General features: G+C 57.8%; 11 protein-coding genes and 1 pseudogene. 10 read left to right on the forward strand and 2 right to left on the reverse strand.

Features of this window, described 5'->3' with window-relative positions; genetic code table 11:
- Nucleotides 1-24 precede the first annotated feature (24 nt).
- The 10 genes and pseudogenes from PAN31108_RS23435 to PAN31108_RS23480 form a co-directional block, all read left to right on the forward strand.
- Nucleotides 25-501: pseudogene (locus tag PAN31108_RS23435) on the forward strand (integrase core domain-containing protein); the annotation flags it as partial.
- Between the two features lie 395 nt (nucleotides 502-896).
- Entirely contained in the window at nucleotides 897-1,559 is a 663-nt protein-coding gene (locus PAN31108_RS23440) for a TetR/AcrR family transcriptional regulator (RefSeq protein WP_150671169.1), read from the forward strand.
- An 86-nt stretch (nucleotides 1,560-1,645) separates the two neighbouring features.
- Nucleotides 1,646-2,884, forward strand: coding sequence for an ABC transporter ATP-binding protein (locus PAN31108_RS23445; RefSeq protein WP_150671170.1), 1,239 nt, complete (start codon nucleotides 1,646-1,648; stop codon nucleotides 2,882-2,884).
- Nucleotides 2,884-3,789 carry an ABC transporter permease gene (locus PAN31108_RS23450; RefSeq protein WP_150671171.1) on the forward strand — a complete coding sequence of 302 codons (906 nt, stop codon included), beginning with the start codon at nucleotides 2,884-2,886 and terminating at the stop codon, nucleotides 3,787-3,789. Before PAN31108_RS23445 ends, PAN31108_RS23450 begins: the two co-directional genes overlap by 1 nt.
- Entirely contained in the window at nucleotides 3,789-4,610 is an 822-nt protein-coding gene (locus tag PAN31108_RS23455; protein WP_150671172.1) for an ABC transporter permease, read from the forward strand. The genes PAN31108_RS23450 and PAN31108_RS23455 overlap by 1 nt, the downstream gene beginning before the upstream one ends.
- A gap of 82 nt (nucleotides 4,611-4,692) precedes the next feature.
- Nucleotides 4,693-5,724 (forward strand): extracellular solute-binding protein, encoded by a 1,032-nt coding sequence (locus PAN31108_RS23460; protein ID WP_150671173.1) that lies wholly within the window; start codon nucleotides 4,693-4,695, stop codon nucleotides 5,722-5,724.
- A 20-nt stretch (nucleotides 5,725-5,744) separates the two neighbouring features.
- Nucleotides 5,745-7,796, forward strand: a complete 2,052-nt coding sequence (locus tag PAN31108_RS23465) for a hydantoinase/oxoprolinase family protein (protein ID WP_150671215.1) — start codon at nucleotides 5,745-5,747, stop codon at nucleotides 7,794-7,796.
- A gap of 9 nt (nucleotides 7,797-7,805) precedes the next feature.
- On the forward strand, nucleotides 7,806-9,836 hold the full coding sequence (locus PAN31108_RS23470; protein ID WP_150671216.1) for a hydantoinase B/oxoprolinase family protein: 2,031 nt from the start codon (nucleotides 7,806-7,808) through the stop codon (nucleotides 9,834-9,836).
- A 3-nt stretch (nucleotides 9,837-9,839) separates the two neighbouring features.
- Nucleotides 9,840-11,261, forward strand: coding sequence for an FAD-binding oxidoreductase (locus tag PAN31108_RS23475; protein WP_150671174.1), 1,422 nt, complete (start codon nucleotides 9,840-9,842; stop codon nucleotides 11,259-11,261).
- 26 nt (nucleotides 11,262-11,287) lie between these two features.
- Complete coding sequence (locus tag PAN31108_RS23480; protein ID WP_150671175.1) at nucleotides 11,288-12,202, forward strand: dihydrodipicolinate synthase family protein; 915 nt, start codon at nucleotides 11,288-11,290, stop codon at nucleotides 12,200-12,202.
- 638 nt (nucleotides 12,203-12,840) lie between these two features.
- Here the strand turns inward: PAN31108_RS23480 and PAN31108_RS27215 are convergent.
- Both PAN31108_RS27215 and PAN31108_RS23490 read right to left on the reverse strand, forming a co-directional pair.
- Nucleotides 12,841-14,028 carry an NAD(P)/FAD-dependent oxidoreductase gene (locus PAN31108_RS27215; protein ID WP_150671176.1) on the reverse strand — a complete coding sequence of 396 codons (1,188 nt, stop codon included), beginning with the start codon at nucleotides 14,026-14,028 and terminating at the stop codon, nucleotides 12,841-12,843.
- The gene (locus PAN31108_RS23490; protein WP_150671177.1) at nucleotides 14,025-14,426 is read right to left on the reverse strand and encodes a RidA family protein; all 402 of its coding nucleotides are present in this window, start codon (nucleotides 14,424-14,426) and stop codon (nucleotides 14,025-14,027) included. The genes PAN31108_RS27215 and PAN31108_RS23490 overlap by 4 nt, the downstream gene beginning before the upstream one ends.
- Nucleotides 14,427-14,462 lie beyond the last annotated feature (36 nt).

Raw genomic sequence — 14,462 nt, forward strand, 5'->3', positions numbered from 1 at the left:
TACGTTTTTTCGGGGGGAGGTCGGTCGATGGATTTCGTGTTCGACCGAACAGCGGAGGGCCGCGTCATCAAGAACCTGACGGTGGTCGACGACGCCACGCATGAGGCTGTGGCCATTGTGCCGGAGCGAGCGATTGGTGGCCTGGCGCTCACGCGTATTCTGGATCGTGTGGCGCTGCATCGCGGTTTGCCGCAAGCGATTCGTACCGATAACGGTAAGGAATTCTGCGGTCGTGCAATGCTGAGCTGGGCGCACGGGCGAGGTGTGAAGCTATTTCTGATTGAGCCGGGCACGCCAAACCAGAACGCCTATATTGAATCGTTCAACGGACGCTTTCGGGATGAATGCCTGAACGGGCACTGGTTCACCAGCCTGTCTCACGCCAAGGTCGTGATCGAAGCTTGGCGGCGGGAGTACAACGAGGAGCGACCGAAGAAGTCACTGGGCGGACTATCACCAGCAATCTACGCCCGAAGACTGGCAGCAAAGCAGTTCGCCTAGCCCCGCGTATATGAGCATCATTCCCCGCGCCGCAAAATTCGTTACCCCTAGCTTCACTCGCTCGGTGACGCTGATCCCGCAGGTCCTGGGACGTCGAAGCCAATAATCATTCCATGCCCAGAATTCCACATTAACTGGCGAGAGATCACTGCAATCCCGGAACACCAGTGAATACCCGCATCGAACCGCAGGAAGCACATTCGACCCCTGCTGAAATCCCTTAAGTCTGCTAGGTTGATGCATATTCCGCATCAAGTTCTGATTTTTTTTTTCGAATGCATCCGTTTTTTTTTCCTAAAGAATCATGACCAAGGATTTGAAGCAAACCGTTGAACGGTCCGCCAATTTACATACCAACCAATAGGTATTTTTCTTTCTCAACTCTGGAGAGCGTCATGGCGCACGACGGAAAACGGCGTACTCAGGCGGATCGTACCGCCATGGCGCGGGCGGCACTTGTCGAGTCGGCCATTTCGTTGCTTAGTGAGCATGGCTTCGCGTACGCCACAACCGCAGCTATCGCGCAACATGCACGAGTGACTACGGGGGCACTACATCATCACTTCCCCACCAAGGAAAGTCTGCTCATTGCCGTTCTAGACGAACTGACTGAAGACGCGCTGGCACTGTTCCGTGATCTGCACGAGTCCCGCGCAGGCGGGCAAGGGCCTGCCCGTGCCATCGTAACGAAGCTCTGGTCACTTTACGGTAGCCGCCGGTATTGGGCGGTCTGGGAAATCAACATCGGGTTACGTCGAGACAAGGCGCTCTACCAAGCGCTGATCGAACACCGCGGAACGACGCGCGAACGTATGTTGCGAACCGTCACTGCGAACGTCGCTCTCAAACCCGAAACCAAACAGGCGCTGCAAGAACTCCTTCCCTTCTTGTTATCTGCAATGCGCGGCATCTTCCTAGACACGTTCTTCGCCGGTCACGAACCCGGCGTACTCGACCGTCAACTAGAACGCCTGATTCATGCATTGGACCAAGAACTCGAAGCGCTCTCGCTTGACGGCCCACACCGGTCGTCGGTCGCACCGTATTCGCCGCGTTGATGGTCCTGAAGCCGCGTCACCCACGGGGAGAGCGCTGCAGGTAGTCCGAAAACGAAATGGGCCAATGAAGGCCTTAGGAGTGTCCCATGCAAAACGCCAATCGCGCTGATGTGCTGCCCCAGGCCCCCCCCCGAGCACCGGCCAAGCGCCTCACTCTTGATGCCGTCACAAAACGATATGGTCACGTTCATGCACTCGACGCCCTGTCGTTATCCGTATCGCCGGGCGAATTGGTGGCGTTACTGGGTCCCTCGGGGTGTGGCAAGACGACCACGTTGCGCTTGATTGCCGGATTCGAATATCTGGACGCGGGCGTGATCTCGATTGACGAACAAGACGTATCGGCCCTACCGCCGAACAAGCGCTCACTGGGCATGGTGTTTCAGAACTACAGTTTGTTCCCGCACATGACGGTCGGGGAGAACATCAGCTTCGGATTGCGCATGGCGGGGGCGAGTCGCGACGCAATTCAGAGTGCCGTAAAGCGCATGCTCGACCTGATCCGTTTGCCTGACTACGCCGAGCGTCGCATAGGCCAGCTTTCGGGCGGACAACAACAACGCGTAGCACTCGCGCGCGCCATTGTCACCGACCCCTCGGTACTGCTGCTCGACGAACCGCTGGGGGCACTGGACAAGAATTTGCGTGAGGGTATGCAGTTCGAAATCCGCCGGTTGCAACAAAATCTCGGCATTACAAGTGTGATGGTCACGCACGATCAGGAAGAGGCCATGACGATGAGCGATCGCGTCGTCGTCATGAGTCAGGGGAAGATTCTGCAAAGCGGCGCGCCACGTGAAGTGTATGATCGTCCGCGCACGCGCTTCGTCGCTGAGTTCCTCGGCACAGCTAATGTCATCGCCTGTTGGGTGCTAGCGCGAAGCTTCCATGGCGTGACGCTCGCATTGCCTGCCGAGGATAACTCGCCCCCAGTGGAGTGCGCCGTGGCGTTGCCGACACAATGGTCGGGGGAGTTGCCCCCGATCGTCCATGTTGCAATACGCCCGGAAAAGATCGTCATCGATGCACCCAGCGACGGGCGGCCGACATTGCGTGGGCGCATCGTACAGCACATATTCCGTGGCTCACAGCATTCTTATGAAATCGACGTGCCGGCCTTCGGCAAGCGTGTCTACGCTTACGCACAAGCCACGTCCTCCGAACACGCATCTCATCGGCCTGGCACTGCGGTCTCTATCACGTTCTCCGCCGCTGACGTTGTCGCGCTGGCCCCGGAGGCGCCCGTCGAGACGTCATCGCATGCCGTCGTCAATGATTCCGCGTCCGATGCAGCGAGGGTGTTAGTTCGGGACGGGGGACGATAATGCAATCTGTCTCCCCCACTCGGATTCACGCCGTGCCGCTGCCGGGCATCGTGCGTGCACGGCGTTCTGCTGCTTTGCGCATCGCCTTGCTTTGCACACCCGCATGCTTCCTCCTATTGGTATTCTTTGCAGTTCCGCTGTTAGGGAATGCAGCGCGCAGCCTCGGTGTGGACCTGCACGCGACCTCTTCAGACGCGCATGCGCTAGCCAATTACGAGCGCCTATTCCTCGATCCGTACTATCGCTCCATCGTGTGGGAGACGCTCAACGTGAGCTTCTTCACTACCGTGCTTTGTCTTCTGCTCGGCTACCCGGTAGCCCATTTCATGGTGCGTCGCGCCGGATGGTTGGCCATGCCGATGCTGTTCCTGCTAATCACGCCGTTGCTGACGTCAATCATCATGCGCACTTTCGGCTGGCGGGTGCTGTTTGCACGTCACGGCTTATTCAACGACGTGCTGATGTGGATGAACCTCATCGAACACCCTCTGAAGGTGCTTGGCGGGCCGCTTGGCGTGTACATCGGACTTGTACACGTCATGGTGCCGTTCATGGTGCTATCCATTATTCCCGTGCTGCGTGGCGTAGACCGTCGGCTGGAAGAGTCAGCCCGCACTCTCGGTGCCGGGGTGATTCGCACATTCTTACTGGTCACCCTACCACTGGCCGCCGAAGGCGTCGCTACAGGATGTGTACTGGTGTTCATGCTGACGAGCGGTAGCTTCGTCACTCAACTCATGCTCGGCGATGGCAGTGTCGTAACGCTTCCGCTTTTGATCTTCCAGCAATTCTCGTTGACGCAAGACCTGGGTTTCGCGAGTGCAATGGGCAATCTACTGCTGGCGATCGTGCTGATTTGCCTGTATCTGCAATTACGCATGTCTGACCGGAAGGGAGATGCCTGATGCTGATTATTCGCCCGTACCACGAACTCGCTGCTCGGACCGCAACCGCTATCCATGCGCTATTCACAGCATGCTTCTTCGTCGCATTAATCGCACCGATTGCAGTGGTCGTGATCGTGTCCTTCACGCCCGACGAATCGATTACTGTGCCTTTTCATGGCATTTCCCTGAGATGGTATCAACGCCTGTGGGAATATCGCCCCTTCGTCGACTCGTTGCTCACCAGCCTCTACCTTGCGCTGACGTCGGCTTTCATCGCGATCGTGATTGCCGTTCCAGCAGCACTCGGCGTCGGCCGCAGCCGCGCCCGCGTCGCCACTGCGCTAACAACGTTCCTGCTCGCCCCGATTGCAATCCCAGCGCTGGTTATCGGATTGTCGCTGCTCTACTTTTTTTCGAACATTGGGATCGGCGTGTCATTCACCGCACTGCTAATCGCCCACACTGTGGTTTCAGTTCCCTACGTGATGCGCACAACGCTGGCGACCTACAAGAACACCCAGGCGTCCTACCTGGAAGCCGCCTCAGTGCTCGGCGCCACGCGCTGGCAAACACTCCGTTACGTCACGCTACCGCTGATCGCCCCCGGCATTTTTGCCGGCGCGCTGTTCTCGATTCTCGTCTCGCTCGACAACCTCGGCGTGTCGTACTTCTTCGGCACCGCCAATGTGACGACGCTGCCAGTTGTCATGCTGTCGTACCTGCAAAATCAGTTCGATCCCGCCATTGCCGCCATCAGTACCGTGCAGATGATCATCACTATCGCGCTCTTGCTGATTGTCGAGAAAACTTATGGACTTCGCGCGCTCATGACGCAGTAGAACAACCCGCGTTGGCAAATCGCGATCTCGCATCTTTCAGTTATCTGCTTTTCACATCACCGCTATATCAGAGGGAGTCGCAATGAAATTACCGCATTCTTTCGCTGCCAGCGCCATTACGCTGGCATTGGGAATATCCGCGGCAAGCGCCCATGCGGCGGATTTGACGGTTACGGCATATGGCGGGGCATGGGAGCAAGCCTACCGAAGGTGCTTTGTGCAGCCGTTCGAAAAGAAAACGGGCAAACGTGTCGACGTCATCTTGGGCAGCCCGATGCAATGGATCAATCAGATCGCGGCAAACCCTGCCAAGCCGCCAATCGACGTAATGGTCGGGCTGGTAGACAGTGGCGAAATCGCTCGTGAGCGCGGGCTGGTCGAAAAGCTAAACGATTCGGATCTGCCGAACCTAAAAGAACTCAAACCCAACATGCTGGGCTTCGGCAAAGGTTACGGCTTCCCCATCGCGTCTGGCGACTTCGGGCTGATGTACAGCAAAAAAGCCGTTGCTAATCCTCCGAAGACATGGCAGGAATTCGTCGACGGTGTTGTCGCGGGGAAATGGCACGCCGCCGTTCCGGGCATTGCATACGTGGCTACAGCACAAGGCTTCATCGGTCTGTTTGCAACGCTTTATGGCGGGAGTCTGGACAACGTCCAACCCGGCCTTGATCAGATCAAGCGCCTTAAGGCCAGTGGAAACGTCACGTTCTACAGCGAGCCTAATTCTCCCCTTGTCGCGCTCAAATCCGGCGACATCGATATGGCGATGTATTTCGATGGTCGCGCGTGGGCGGAACACGATGCAAGCAATCCGGACATCGGCTATCTGAATCCGAAGCCGGGCGCGGTGGCTTTCCCAACGATGGTTCAGAAAGTCAAGAATGGTTCGCCGCTGGCGTGGCAATTTATGAACGACCTGGCTTCGGCGGACCGACAAAGTTGTTTTGCCAACGCGATGCAGTACTCGGCCTCGAATCGTAACGTCAAGTATTCCGAGCAGGTCAAACCACGCGTGCCTAGAGACGACGATTCGATGTGGCTGTCATTCGACACGATCTCGAAGAAGACGCCGCAATGGATCGAAATGTGGAACAAGCAAATCGGTCGCTGAACCCCAAAGAGGAACTGAAAATGAGTTTGAGAATTGGTGTCGACATCGGTGGTTCCTTTACCGATTTCGCTGTGCTTGACGATGAAACCAGAAAGATTCGCACGCTGAAGGTATTCTCGCGTCCGGACAGCCCGGGCAGCGAAGTGTTGGCTGGAATTGCGGGCCTCGTCGAGCGGTACAAAATCGCACCGGAGGACGTCTCCTACTTTACCCATGGGACCACCGTGGGTGTCAATGCCGTGGTTCAACGTAAAGGCTTGCGGCTTGCCTTGGTGACCACCGAGAAATTCGAGGACGTGCTGGAAATCGCGCGATTGAAGATTCCGGACATGTATCACTTGCTCTCGCGTCGACCAGAGCCGCTGATTCCCCGCGATCGCGTGTTCGGTGTCGCGGAACGTATCGGTGCAGACGGCCAGGAAGAATTGCCCGTCGACGAAGCGAGTGTCCTGAAAGCGATTCGCGCAGCACAGGCAAGCGGATGCGAGGGTGTTGTGATCTCGCTCTTGCACGCGTATCGGAATCCGACGCATGAATTGGAGGTCAAGGCACTCTTCGCCATGCACGCACCGGCGTTGTTCGTATCTTGTTCCCATGAGGTCTGGCCAATCATTCGGGAGTATGAGCGAACCTCCACAGCGATCATCAGCGGCTACGTGCAGCCGAAGGTTGCGAACTATCTTACGAAGTTGCAGGGAGCACTGGCCGAAGCTGGCGTCTGCGCAGAACTCAAAGTCACCAAGTCCAACGGCGGTGTGATGAGCGCCGAAAACGGCAAGTCGAACTGCGTGCAGATGATTTTGTCTGGTACGGCGTCGGGGGTGATCGGCGCTACTTATGTCGCCAATCAGTGCGGCATCAAGAATTGCATGAGCCTCGATATCGGCGGAACCACAGCCGACGTCGCCTTGATCGTCAATGGTGAACCGCAATACGCCACAGGTGAATACATTGGCGATTTCCAAATCCAGATCCCGTCCGTGTCGGTTTCGTCGATTGGAGACGGCGGCGGATCAATCGCATGGGTCGACGACTTCGGTGTACTCAAGGTTGGGCCGCAAAGTGCGGGTTCCAGCCCCGGCCCGGCGTGTTACGGCAGAGGGGGTGACAAGCCCACCATCACCGACGCGTTCGCGGTCATGGGATTCCTAGGTCAATCCGATCTAGGGTACAACTCGGTGTCGCTCGATCGAGACTCGGCGCGCACGGCGATAGGCCCACTTGCAGAGCGCCTGGGGAAAACGGTCGAGCAAGCCGCAGAGGCGATTATCCGTGTGTCGACTTCAAGCATGTATGCAGGCACTAGCCGCTTGATATCGAGATTCGGCATCGATCCGCGAACGTTTACCTTGCTGCCGTTCGGCGGTGCCGGTCCAATGCTTGCTTGCTATCTTGCGCGCGCGTTGAGTATGCCTAGCGTAACCGTTCCGCGAACGCCAGGGGTCCTGAGTGCATTGGGAGGGCTTATCGCCGATATCAAGAACGATTTCGTCAAGACGACCTACTACGAGCTCGATGCAAGCGTGCTCCCAACGCTTGCCTATGACGTTCGAATGCTGGAAGCGCAAGCGCGCGACTGGATGACAGAGCAGGTGGGCAACAGCATGGGCGCAATGCTAACCATGACGGCAGATATGCGATATCGAGGTCAGTCGTTCGAAATTGAAACGCCGCTGGATATTGGTGCCGTCATGAAAGGTGACATCGACTCGATCAGCAACGCGTTTCACGAGGAGCACCGCCGGTTGTATGGTCACAGCGACGAACATGCGGGTATCCAACTGGTTGCGCTGCGGCTCGTGATTGCCTGCGCGACACCCAAGCCAGAGCTTGAACGTATCGAAACGTCGGAAGTCGCGCCCGTTCCAGCGCGAATGATCCGCGTTTGGGTGGACGATGCTGAGCGCGACATTTCACTCTACCGACGCGCCGACCTGCTCGCAGGTCAATCATTCGAAGGCCCGGCGGTGGTATCGCAGGACGATGCGACGACCTGTGTTCTGTCGGGCTTCTCCGTGACCGTCGACGCCTTTGGCAATCTCGTGATGTCCAATCGCGCAACCCAACACTGAGCACCGATGATGACCTTCGAAAAATCGGAACTGCAGATATTTGCTAATTATTGCGTGGCCGCTGCCGAAAGCATGGCTTATACACTTGTGCGAACCGCGCATTCGACGTTCGTCAAGGAGACTGAGGACTTCTCGTGTGCACTGACCAGTGTGACGGGGCAGACTTTCGCTTCACCTCGAACGTTCGGCGCGACTTGGTACGTGGGGCTTGACTATGGTCCTGTCGTTGCCGCGTTCGACAACTATCGTCCTGGCGATGTCTGTATGACCAACGACCCGTACAGCGGCTATGTTGCCACCCACACGCCTGACGTGGTGATGTGGAAGCCGGTGTTCCATGAAGGAGAAATAATTTGCTTCGTGGGGGGGCACATCCACAACACTGACATGGGCGGTGCTGTTCCCGCTTCGTTGTCGCGATCACTCACGGAGATTCATCAGGAAGGCGTTCGTTTTCCTCCCACAAAAGTGGTCGAGGCGGGCCAGCTCAATGAAACACTGTTGGATTGGATAATGCGTAACGTTCGTGCCCCGGACCAGAACATCGGCGATCTCAAGGCGCAGATCGCCTGTTTGATGACAGGTGAGCGCCGCGTGCTCGAAATCGTGGAGCGCTTCGGCATCGATGCGTTCAAGGCTGGCATCGGGCAGTTGCTGGACTATTCCGAGACACAGGCGCGCGCCGTAGCGCGCACGATTCCTAATGGTACTTACCGTTTCAGTGAGTACGCCGATGAGGATGCCGTAGACGGCAAGCCAATGCGTATCGCCTTGGCATTGACCGTCGCGGACGGATTGTTGCATTTCGACTTCTCCGGGAGCGACCCGCAGTTGACGTCCTCTCTGAATGTCCCTACAGGAGGGCACCCGCGCCACGCATTGTTGCTGGTCGGCTTGAACTACGTGCTTTACGCGCTCAATCCGGACATTCTGCTCAACGCGGGAATGCTACGTATCGCGACATGCGACATGCCGCTCGGCAGCGTGCTCAATCCTGTCCCTCCTGCGGCGGTGGGGATGCGAAGCCTGACTTGCGTCGTGGTGCAGGCAGCCGTCTTCGGCGCATTTGCGCAAGCACTCCCCGAACTGATGCCCGCGTGCCCGGCCTCCAGCGTTTGCCTGGTCAACGTCAAGACAACGGATGCACAAGGCCGCACCATCATGGCCTCCATTGGCCCGGTGGGCGGAGGGGCGGGTGGCGCTGCGGCAGGCGATGGCTCCGATGCGTCGGGTGCGAATATGGCCTTTCTGCGTAATACGCCGGTGGAAATCAACGAAGCCGAGGTCCCCGTCCGTATACGCGAATACCGTCTGGTTGCCGATAGCGGTGGCGCAGGGATGCACCGCGGGGGATTGGGTGTCGTAATGGAATTCCAGGTGTTCGCCCCCAATTCGCTGGTCACCGCCCGGAATCGAGATCGTACGATTTTCGGATCGTGGGGAATACGAGGCGGCCATGCGGGACGAACCTCGCGCTTCCTGCGCAATCCCGGCACCGACCGCGAGGAAGACTTGGGCAACACGGACCTTGTCACATGCTCGCCCGGCGACATCATCCGTTTGGAGGGTAACGGTGGTGGTGGGTTCGGCGCACCTTACACTCGCCCCATCGATGCCGTGCTGCAAGATGTTAGACGCGGCTACGTTTCGCGCGAGGCTGCCAGCTCGGTCTACGGCGTCGAGCTTCACGAAAACGGGGGCGAAATTGTCCCGGATACGCAGGCAACCGACACGGCACGTGCAGCATTGCTCAGCGCTGACGCGAGCGCCGACAACTTCTTCGGCTATGGAGCGAACCGCAATGCGCATGAGGCCGTTTGGACACCCGAACGCTATGCGGCATTGCATCGTTGTCTCGATGCCGTGGCTATAGATTGGCGGTTCTTTCTCAAACACCAAATGTTTGACCGAATGAGCGCTGCCACGTGTGCCGGCCTGGCACCGGCCGGTGAGGGTGTCGTCTACGAACTATTCGATGGTCTGGTCAGCGCGTTTCCAGCGCTCAAGGCGCAGTGTGCCTCATTGCCGAAGGCGGCCTGACGTATGGCCTTCCTGGACGATTTACGAGAGATTGTGGGACCAACAGGTCTCGTAGACATTGCCGACATCGCTGCTGCCGCCCCCTATCTGATCGACTGGCGTGGGCGATATCGCGGTAACGCGCGTGCGATTGCGCGCCCTGCCAGCACCGGCGAAGTTTCTGCCGTGCTTTCGTTATGCGCCGATCACGGCGTGCCCGTGGTACCGCAGGGCGGCAACACAGGATTGGTAGCAGGCGCCACGCCGTCGGAAACTGGTGATGCGGTGATTGTTTGCCTGTCTCGCATGTCACAAGTGCGCGAGATCGATATCGGCAACGACACCATGACCGTGGACGCTGGTTGCACACTGAAACAGGTTCAGGAGGCGGCAGCCGATGTTGACCGGTTGTTCCCTTTGTCCCTTGCCAGCGAAGGGTCGTGCCAGATTGGTGGAAACATTGCAACGAATGCGGGCGGTACAGCCGTACTTCGCTACGGCAACATGCGCGCGTTGGTGCTTGGTCTGGAAGTAGTATTGCCGGATGGACGAATCTGGCATGGCCTGCGCGGGCTTCGCAAGGACAACACCGGCTTCGACATGAAGCAACTTTACATTGGCTCGGAGGGAACGCTCGGCATCGTTACGGCGGCCGTGCTTAAACTCTTTCCTGCACAGCATGCGCACGCGCTCGCGTGGGTAGCTTTGAATTCTCCCGAGGCAGCTGTGAATTTGCTCGGTCGGTGCCGCGCCGCCGCTGGAGAAGCCCTGACGTCCTTCGAGCTAATGTCGCGCAGCCAATTGGATGTTGTCTACGCGACTGTGCCTGATACACGTGACCCACTCGACAGCAAGTCGGCCTGGGTACTGATGGTGGAGTTGACGGCAGGCCCACACGATGCGCCCTTGCAGACCTTACTCGAGTCCGTTATTGGCGAAGCACTTGAGGACGGAGTCGCACAAGATGCCGCACTACCTGTCAGCGAGACCCAGCGGCAGGCGTTATGGCACCTTCGCCACGCCGTCTCGGAAGCCAACCAACACTTCGGCGTCAGCGTAACCCACGACATTTCCCTGCCGATATCGCGCATCGCGCAATGCCTGCGCGAGACAGAAAGGCGGCTTGACGCATCGGGTCTGACTTGCGACGCACGCTACTTGTACGTAGGTCATGTGGGGGACGGCAACATACATTTCATCGTACTCTTTCCGCATGACGCGTGGGAGCGTGTGACTGACCAGCGAGCACAAATTGACGCGATCGGCCGCATCGTCAACGACGCAGCTGTCGAGTTTGGTGGCAGTATCAGCGCCGAGCACGGCATCGGGCGAGCCCACCGCGACGAGCTCATACATTACAAGAGCGACGTGGAGCTAGATCTGATGCGTGCTGTCAAGCACGCGTTGGATTCGAGCGGACGTATGAATCCAGGTAAGTTGCTATAACCCGACACCAAACAAAGAGAACGAAGATGACGTTACATCAACGTGACCTTAAGGGCATGTTCCCTGCGCTGCCGACGCCGATGAATGCCGCTGGCGAGATCGACCTCGAGCGCCTGTCGGTGTTGGTCGCGACATTGATCGACGAGGGCGTGGCGGGACTGGTTCCCGTGGGCGGTTCAGGGGAATACACAGCACTTTCACCGGAGGACCGGGTACGCGTCGTCGCTACCACGGTCGAAGCGGCGCGCGGCCGGGTGCCCGTCATCCCCGGAATACTTTCGCCGGGATACGACGAGGCACTGTCTAACGGGCGCCGCTTCGTCGAAGTCGGGGCGGCGGGGCTTCTTTTGGTGACGCCTTACTATGTGACGCCGACAGACCAGGGTGTTCGTGCCTACTTTCGAAAATATCGTCAAATTGTGGGGGTGCCGCTGCTGCTATACGACATTCCTGCACGCACGCGTTACGCGACGCCACCGGCGACAGTGGCAGCCATGGGCAGCGACGATGGCTGCATTATAGGGATGAAAGCGTGCAATCCCGATCTGGGCCTATTCGCGCAGACAGTTCAAATGGCGAAGAATGACGTAGCGGTGATGAGCGGAGACGATCTGTTGTACGTCCATCATGTACTACTCGGCGCGACCGGTGGCATCCTTAGTTCCGCCGGCTTGTTGCCACGATTTTGGAACGACATCCACCGCTTGGCAAGCAATGGAGAAGTCGGCCGAGCATCGGCCGAACACAGCCGACTGGTTCCCGCACTCCACGCTCTATTCAGAGAACCTAACCCAGGTCCAGTGAAAGCGGCGTTTGGATTGATCGGAGACCCTGTTGGAGAGGTGAGATTGCCGCTAATACCGCCGCGAGCCCAAACCTTGGAAGCTGTCAAAAAAGAGCTGGCTTTCCTGCTAGACAACAGGCAGGAGTTGAACGGTTAAGTTCGACCGAACCGGGGCACGTACCAATGGATGCCTGACGGATTTCTCCCATCATGTCTATGCTGCTCCTAAGTTTGGAAGGAGACGCTAGCGCCGATTCGCCGATGAAGCCCCCCAATATCCGAAGTCCGACTTTGTTTTCCGGTCGTCGCCTCAGTTCTTCGTTCGTCGCATATCGTATGCCGCGCACAGCGCTCCCAGCATCAGAAGTATCGGCAACACTGAAGTCTGTGGTGCCCCCCCCGGATACCCATTTTGGCGAAAATGTTCTCCATGAATAGGTGTCCGATGACCAAACAACGTCGTTCGTTTTCCGCTGGGTTCAAATGCAATGCTGCGGCGCTGGTACTCGACCAAAGCTACAGTCGCTACGCAACCAGTTACTCAGTCGCTCTGCCCACTAACCGACGATGCTAGGGCAGATTCGGTTGGCATTGCGATCGGGCGTTTTGTATCAAAACTCGCCGCTAGCCTTTGGGCGAAAACCGCAATTGTGATTATATTCAATGCAGTCATAAGTGTAGCTCCGCAAGCCGATTTTGCGTAAAAAGCGTAACACCGGTTGGGCTTTCTAATTAAGTGATGGCACGACTTGATGGCGTTTATCGCGGACGGCAAGCCTATGCCCTAGCTGCCCACTACACTGCACCGTCCCGCGTCAAGATCATCCGGGCGTCCATATGGCCGCTGACGTCGTTCCATGACTCGACAGCCAGGAGCTTTTGTCCATCAAAATGCTTGAGACTAAACGAGTCCGACGTCACTGTGCATCTTTGAGGTGCGGCGACTGCGGCTGGAAGCCACCCTGCCATTTGCATCTTGATGCCGAATTGATCCGACCAAAACCAGGGAGCTTCGGGGGCAGGAATCGGGTGACAGCAAAGCGTCATTGCGGCAATGCGAGCTTGCTCCTGCGCTGCCTGCACCGATTCCCATCGGGTATATCGTTGGTACCGCGCGCTGAAGCTGCGAGCGCAGTCACCTATCGCAAGAATGTCGGGTTCCGAACTAACTTGCCGGGAGTCGACGACAATCCCATCCTCGCACACTAGACCAGCGTCTTTCGCGAGCGAATCCCGAGCGACAGATCCAATACCGGCGAGACATACATCCGTGACACATTCCTCTCCGCAGCTGAGGCGCATAGTCGCGCGGAGAGGATTCTTGGGGGCCGGAATGCTAGTTATGGAGACGACTTCGGCGTTGCAACGGATGTCAACGCCGTTCTCTCGATGCAGTGTTGCCACGCGCTCAGCGAAGGCAGGAGAAGCAACTCGGCTCAGTATCCGATGCGACCGCTCGATAACCGAAACGGAGACCCCCAGGGATCTCGCTGCGGCGGCGACCTCCAACCCAATGAAGCCGCCCCCCACGACAGTGAGATGTGCGGCATTCTGCAAGGCGCCTCTAAGCGCGCGGCTGTCACTCGCGGTAGATAAACTTAGGGCTGAGTAGCTACTGCACCCCGCACCAGACGTCCATTTTCTCGGTTGCGAACCGGTCGCCATTACGAGTTTGCCGTAGCCGAGCACTTTCCCGGATGCCAAATGGACCCGGCGTGCGCGCACATCAATGTGGATGGCGGGGTCGCCTGGGCACCAAGTCAAGGAGTTCCCGTCAAAGAACGCTGGAGGACGCAACGGAAGCAGTGTTGGTTCCTCTGCGCCCACCAACATTGCCTTTGAGAGCTGTGGGCGTTGATATGGCGTCTCGGGTTGAGCGTCAAGTAAAGTGAGCGTTCCTGTGTATCCAAGCCGGCGTAACGTTGCGGCGCATGTGACGCCAGCATGGCCAGCGCCTATAACGACAACGGATTGCAGTGTCATGACGACCTCGCGACAATCAGATCGACCTCGACGAGGGCTCCCCTTCCGAGTCGTGCAACGCCGACAGTCGTTCTTCCGGGAAGCGCAGCGGGGTTCGCGTAGTACCGAAAATAGATGTCGTTGAAGCCTTCGAAATCGCGCTCGAACTCAAGAAGGTAAGCACGGACAAAAAGCGTGTGGCTAAGTGAATAGCCGGCGGCCGTTGCGATCAGTTGCAGGTTACGAAATACGAGTTCGGTCTGTTCCCGAATACGGAGCGGCAGCGGGTTGTCGGGTGCGTCTGGGTCAATGGGCAACTGCCCCGTGATGTAAAGCGTCTGCTGGTACTCGGTTGCGTGGGCATAGCGCGAGGACTTCGGCGGTGGAGCAGCTTGGGGACAGTAGATGTGCTTAATCATGTATGGGTACAGAACTGGTAGTTGTCGGTTGCACTT

Source organism: Pandoraea anhela (assembly GCF_902459655.1).
In the GTDB taxonomy this organism is placed as follows: Bacteria; Pseudomonadota; Gammaproteobacteria; order Burkholderiales; family Burkholderiaceae; genus Pandoraea; species Pandoraea anhela.

Coding starts and splice junctions, on each gene's coding strand:
- PAN31108_RS23440 (WP_150671169.1), top strand. CDS start 897: ATGGCGCACGACGGAAAACGGCGTACTCAGGCGGATCGTACCGCCATG.
- PAN31108_RS23445 (WP_150671170.1), top strand. CDS start 1,646: ATGCAAAACGCCAATCGCGCTGATGTGCTGCCCCAGGCCCCCCCCCGA.
- PAN31108_RS23450 (WP_150671171.1), top strand. CDS start 2,884: ATGCAATCTGTCTCCCCCACTCGGATTCACGCCGTGCCGCTGCCGGGC.
- PAN31108_RS23455 (WP_150671172.1), top strand. CDS start 3,789: ATGCTGATTATTCGCCCGTACCACGAACTCGCTGCTCGGACCGCAACC.
- PAN31108_RS23460 (WP_150671173.1), top strand. CDS start 4,693: ATGAAATTACCGCATTCTTTCGCTGCCAGCGCCATTACGCTGGCATTG.
- PAN31108_RS23465 (WP_150671215.1), top strand. CDS start 5,745: ATGAGTTTGAGAATTGGTGTCGACATCGGTGGTTCCTTTACCGATTTC.
- PAN31108_RS23470 (WP_150671216.1), top strand. CDS start 7,806: ATGACCTTCGAAAAATCGGAACTGCAGATATTTGCTAATTATTGCGTG.
- PAN31108_RS23475 (WP_150671174.1), top strand. CDS start 9,840: ATGGCCTTCCTGGACGATTTACGAGAGATTGTGGGACCAACAGGTCTC.
- PAN31108_RS23480 (WP_150671175.1), top strand. CDS start 11,288: ATGACGTTACATCAACGTGACCTTAAGGGCATGTTCCCTGCGCTGCCG.
- PAN31108_RS27215 (WP_150671176.1), bottom strand. CDS start 14,028: ATGACACTGCAATCCGTTGTCGTTATAGGCGCTGGCCATGCTGGCGTC.
- PAN31108_RS23490 (WP_150671177.1), bottom strand. CDS start 14,426: ATGATTAAGCACATCTACTGTCCCCAAGCTGCTCCACCGCCGAAGTCC.